Here is a 2,960-nt window from a genome sequence, read left to right as displayed (position 1 = left end):
GATCGGGCCGGTGCGCCGTCCAGCTCGGTATGGGACGTGCCGCGCATGGCGGCCTGAGCGCCCTGCCCCATTTCCCTGCTTCCCCGCTTCCCTGCGTCCCCGTTTTTGTTTGTCGGCATCTAGCTACGCCGACGGGTCTTCGCGCGCCGGCCTGCGCACGCCGATACACTGCGAGGCATGAAAAAAGAAGACATCGCCCCATTCTTTGCCACGCTGAAGGCGGCCAACCCAATGCCGGTGACCGAGCTGGAATACACCAGCGTATTTGAGCTGCTGGCCGCCGTGCTGCTGAGTGCGCAGGCCACCGACGTGGGCGTGAACAAGGCGACGCGCAAGCTTTTTCCGGTGGCCAACACGCCGCAGGCCATCATCGACCTAGGGCTGGAGCGCCTGGAGTCTTACATCCGCACCATCGGGCTGTACCGCACCAAGGCCAAAAACCTGCTGGCGGCGTGCCAGATTCTGGTGGAGCAGCATGGCGGCAAAGTGCCGCGCAGCCGCGAGGCACTGCAGGCCCTGCCCGGCGTAGGCCGCAAGACAGCCAACGTGGTGCTGAACTCGGCATTTGGCGAGGCGACGATGGCGGTGGACACGCACATCTTTCGCGTGAGCAACCGCACGGGCCTGGCGCCCGGCAAGAACCCGCTGGAAGTCGAGCTGGGCCTGCTCAAGCGCGTGCCCGCCGAATACCTGGTGGACGCGCACCACTGGCTGATATTGCACGGGCGCTATGTGTGCATTGCGCGCAAGCCCCAGTGCTGGCAGTGCGCGGTGGCGCCGTGGTGCGACTTCAAGCCAAAGACGCCGGTGCCTGCGTAGGCCACAGGCAGCCGCGCTTGCGTTTGACCCCACGCTATGAAATCAGTAGCTGCTGGCGAGCCTGCAGAGGCTACAGTAGCGGCGCGCCTCAATTGCGCAGCTTGCCGTCGCGCGTCACCATGCAGCGTGTCGGCCCGGGTTGAAAAAGAAGCCCCGTCCGAACAGGGGTGTAGTACTTGCAGCTTACGGGAAGTTGCCCTGTGTTGCGCACGGTCAACGCCGCAGTGCCGCCCCGTCGCGCATGGTGGGTATCCATCTCGCGAAGCGTGCGAACTTGGGGGATTTTTCCTCTTCGGGCAACCTATCATTGAAAGCTCCCGCTGGCTCAGCCAGATTTTTTTGATGGATGAGTCATGTTTAACATTTCGGCTTCACGTACCGTTCTTCGCGCCCTGAGCCTGTATCTCGTATTTTTTGCGGGTGCCAGCCACGCGCAAAAAGCCTGGGTCATCGGCCAGTCCGCCCCCCTGAGTGGCAGCAACGCCAGTTTCGGACGCGACATTCAGGACGGCGCTCAGGCCTACTTCAAGTCAGTCAACGCCAAAGGCGGGGTGGCCGGCCTGCCAATCCAGCTGGTGACGCTCGACGATAAAAACGACCGCAAGCTGGCCGGCGCCAACACCACGAAACTGCTGGCCGAAAATGACGCGGTGGCCCTGTTTGGTTATGCGTCGGCCACGCTGAGCCTGGACGCCATGCCCCAGGCGGAAAAAGCCGGTGTGCTGTTTTTTGCACCGTTTTCCGGTGCCAACCCGGTGCGCAAGCCCAGCCCGGTGGTGTACACGCTGCGCGCATCCTACGGCGACGAGCTTGAAAAAATGCTGTCCTTCTGGACGGGCCTGGGCCTCAAGCAGGTGGTGGTGGTGCATTACGACGACGAGGTCGGCAAGCAGAATCTGGCCGTGGTGGTTGCCTATCTGGCCAAACAGGGCAAGAAACCCGAGGCTTTCTCCCTGCAGCGCAATGCCAAGGTGAGTGAGGCCCAGGTCGCGCAGCTGCTCGCGCTCAAGCCCGACGTCCTCATCAACACCGTGCTGTCCGGCGCCGCGGCTGACATCAGCAAGCAGGTGGTAGCACAGGGCAAATTCATTCCGATGTCCAGCCTGTCTTTTGTGGGCGCGCAGCAATACATCGACGCAGCTGGCGAAGCCGGCGCCGGAGTGTCCATCTCTCAGGTCGTGCCCAATGCCGCATCCCCGTTGCCGGTGGTCAAGGAATGCGCCAAGGCGCTGCAGGACGCCGGCGTCAAGCAGGCCATGAACAGCGCCCATCTGGAAGCTTGTATTGGCGCAAAGGTGCTGACCGAAGCCATGCGCCGCARCAAAAAGCCAGGCGATGCCAAAGCCCTGCTGGCTGCGATGAGCGCGATGGGCAGTTATGACACCGGCGGCTTCGTCGTGTCCTATTCACCAGGCCAGAACCACGGCAGCAAGTACGTGGAGCTGGGCATGGTGACGCGCGACGGCAAGCTGCGCAATTGAGGCGCGCCGCTGCTGTGGCCTCTGCAGCCTCGAAAATGCTGCAAGAAAATGGCCTCTCAGCCTTTGCCGCTTAAGCGCCAGCAGCTACTGATTTAATAGCGCGGGGTCAAACGCAAGCGCCGCCGCCGGCGGCGTAAAGAAGCGCTTAGCGGGCGAAGGTGCCGTCGGCGCGAATCATCGTCAGATTCACGAAGCGCGAACCCAGATTGCTTTGCTTGCTGTAAGTCAACGCAAAGCCGCCCAGGTCTTCATTGGTAAATGTTTCCAGCGTGCTGATGAGTTTGGCGCGCGTAACCGGCGCCGGCGTTTTTTGCAGCGCGCGCACCACCAGCTTGGCGTTCAGGAAACCTTCCATGCTGTTGTAGCTGAACTTCTTGTCGCCGTTGGCCGAGATGATGGTCTGGTATTCACGCACGACGGCATTGCCCAGTTCGGTAAACGGGTAAGGCACGACCTGCGAGGCAATCACGCCGGCTGCCGCATCCTTGAGTTCGGCATGCAGGCCGGACGACACACTGAGCACCATGAACTGGGCGGTCACGCCCTTGGCGCGAAAAGCCTGGATGAACGCCGCATTGGGCTTGGCCTGCCCGATCAGGATCACGGCCTGCGGCTGCGCCGCGGCAATCACCTCGGCGGCCTTGGCCACGTCTACCGTGC

General features: G+C 62.5%; 3 protein-coding genes. 2 read left to right on the top strand and 1 reads right to left on the bottom strand.

Annotation, left to right across the window (positions count from 1 at the left end):
- The first annotated feature begins 177 nt into the window (after positions 1-177).
- Positions 178-819: an endonuclease III gene (gene nth / locus AC1DWI_RS18375; protein WP_477670976.1), complete on the top strand. Its 642-nt coding sequence runs from the start codon at positions 178-180 to the stop codon at positions 817-819.
- Positions 820-1,172: 353 nt separating this feature from the next.
- The gene (locus AC1DWI_RS18370; protein ID WP_477725393.1) at positions 1,173-2,300 is read left to right on the top strand and encodes an ABC transporter substrate-binding protein; all 1,128 of its coding nucleotides are present in this window, start codon (positions 1,173-1,175) and stop codon (positions 2,298-2,300) included.
- 145 nt (positions 2,301-2,445) lie between these two features.
- Here AC1DWI_RS18370 and AC1DWI_RS18365 read toward each other — a convergent pair.
- The coding region (locus AC1DWI_RS18365) for an ABC transporter substrate-binding protein (protein WP_477725392.1) at positions 2,446-2,960 on the bottom strand (515 nt) is incomplete at its 5' end.

Source organism: Polaromonas sp. P3_C2 (genome assembly GCF_056402675.1).
This window is presented reverse-complemented; position numbering and strand designations above follow the sequence as displayed.

Coding starts and splice junctions, on each gene's coding strand:
- nth (WP_477670976.1), top strand. CDS start 178: ATGAAAAAAGAAGACATCGCCCCATTCTTTGCCACGCTGAAGGCGGCC.